The organism is Calothrix rhizosoleniae SC01 (assembly GCF_900185595.1).
In the GTDB taxonomy this organism is placed as follows: Bacteria; Cyanobacteriota; Cyanobacteriia; order Cyanobacteriales; family Nostocaceae; genus Calothrix_A; species Calothrix_A rhizosoleniae.
On record NZ_FYBH01000453.1, the window covers coordinates 1 to 2,012 of the forward strand.

Sequence of the window (2,012 nt, forward strand, 5' to 3'; positions counted from 1 at the left end):
TGCTGCTGATGCTTTGAGGGAAAATTGTAGAGTAGCAATTCCAGTTTTAATTACTGCTCTTAAAGATGAGAATTCTGGCGTTCGTAGTAGTGCTGCTGATGCTTTGGGGAAAATTGGCACAGATGCAAAATCTGCTGTTCTAACTTTAATTGTTGCTCTTAAAGATGAAGATTCCGAAGTTCGTAGTAGTGCTGCTGATGCTTTGGGGGAAATCAGTAGCGAAAGGGCTGTTGATGCTCTTATTAATGCTTTGAATGATGAGAATCCTAGCGTTCGTTATTTTGCTATTAATGCTTTGAGAAAAATTGGGATGGATGCAAAATCAGTTATTTTTGAACTTACTAAAATATTTTTAAATGGCAATGAAAAAATCTGTATTCGTTATGTCGCAATAAAAGCACTTGAAAAAATAGATAATAAAGAAGCTGTATCATTTTAAAAAAAATATGCAGAAATAGATGATATTTTCTTGAGAAAATTAAGTATTTACTGCAAAGGATTGACTACCGGAGTTCCGAATATCAGAAAGATAGGGACTGAAATTATCAGTGAAAAAAAGCCTCTTCTTTGTCGTATTCCAGTAATTAAAAAATTACTCAAAAATTGGAAATGCTCTGAAAAAAAAAGAAATTTTGAATCAGCAAAGACGGGGAATGAGTAACTCACACACAGTAAAACCCTGTAACAAATGCTCAAATTATCAGGATAAAAAATAATGGCATATCAACTGCACAGTACTAATTTACAGGGTGCTGATTTCCGAGGACAAAACTTAGCAGGAGAAGACTTTAGCAATACTGATATTCGAGGAGTAGACTTTAGTAGTGCTACTCTCATTGGTGCTAACTTCAGTAATGCTACAGCAGGTTTATCAACCTCTTGGACAATGGGCTTGGTTATCTTGTCACTGCTTTTGTCATTATTAGCAGGATTAATTTCCGGTTATTCTGGTGCGCTCATTGGCGATTTACTAAATAATATTGTTGATGGTTCTTCCTTATTGGGAAACATCTCTTTCATAACTGTAGGAATATTTTTAATTGTTATTTTCTGGCGTGGCTTAGGGGTAACACTAGTAACGCTTGCTGAGATAACAGCAGCTTGCTTAATTGCTGCTATTGCGTTTTCCCCAAACGATAAACCCGGAGTAAATCTTGCTATTAGCGCAACATTTTTCGTAGTGGCTTTAGCTGGAATAATAGCTAGTATTGTTAATATGGCTATAGCTGTGGCTTTAGCAAAAGTCGTGGCTATGCCTGCGGCTATAACTTTCACTGGATTGATAGGTTTTATCAATATTGTAATTGGTGTTCTACTAGGATTCCTTCTAGATGAATCAAATAATGATCTTCCAACTGGCTTGATTATTTTATCTGGATTGATTGGCTTATTAGCAATTACATCCGGTGTTTATGTTGGCAGACAAGCTATAAATGGCAACAAAAAATATAAACTTATTCGTTCCCTAATAGTTGGTATTGTTGCCTATGGAGGAACAAGTTTTTGTGGTGCCAACTTAACAGATGCAGACTTTACCCAAGCCACCCTTACAAGTGTTGATTTTAGAGGAGCTAACCTCACTCGTACCTGTTGGTTCCAAGCCAAAAATTTAGAACAGGCTCGTGTAGAAAGTACATATTTAGAACAACAAAATATACGAAAATTAGTAATCACTAAATGTAGTAGAGGACAAAAGTTTAATAATCTAAATTTACGATACCTGAACCTTAAAGATGCCAATTTACAAGATGCCGAATTTATCAGCACAGATTTAAGTGAAGCTAACTTGGAAAATGCTAATTTATTTGGTGCAAAACTGGCTCAAACCCAACTATATCAAGCCAACCTCACAGCAGCTTGCTTAACTGGAGCTTATATTGAAAATTGGGGCATTTCCACTGATACCAAACTTGACGGGATTCAGTGCGATTATGTGTATATGCAGCTACCTACACAGGATGACCCTGACCCTTGGCGCAAACCAGACAATCGACAAGAAAGCTTTAACCCTC

Annotated in this window: 2 protein-coding genes; both read left to right on the forward strand. The window is 36.4% G+C overall.

The features are described from left to right. Nucleotides 1-439, forward strand: a 439-nt coding sequence (locus CALSC_RS25310; protein WP_143288397.1) for a HEAT repeat domain-containing protein, incomplete at its 5' end; no start/stop codon positions are given. A 276-nt stretch (nt 440-715) separates the two neighbouring features. Then, on the forward strand, nt 716-2,012 hold a 1,297-nt coding region (locus tag CALSC_RS25315; RefSeq protein ID WP_143288398.1), incomplete at its 3' end, for a pentapeptide repeat-containing protein.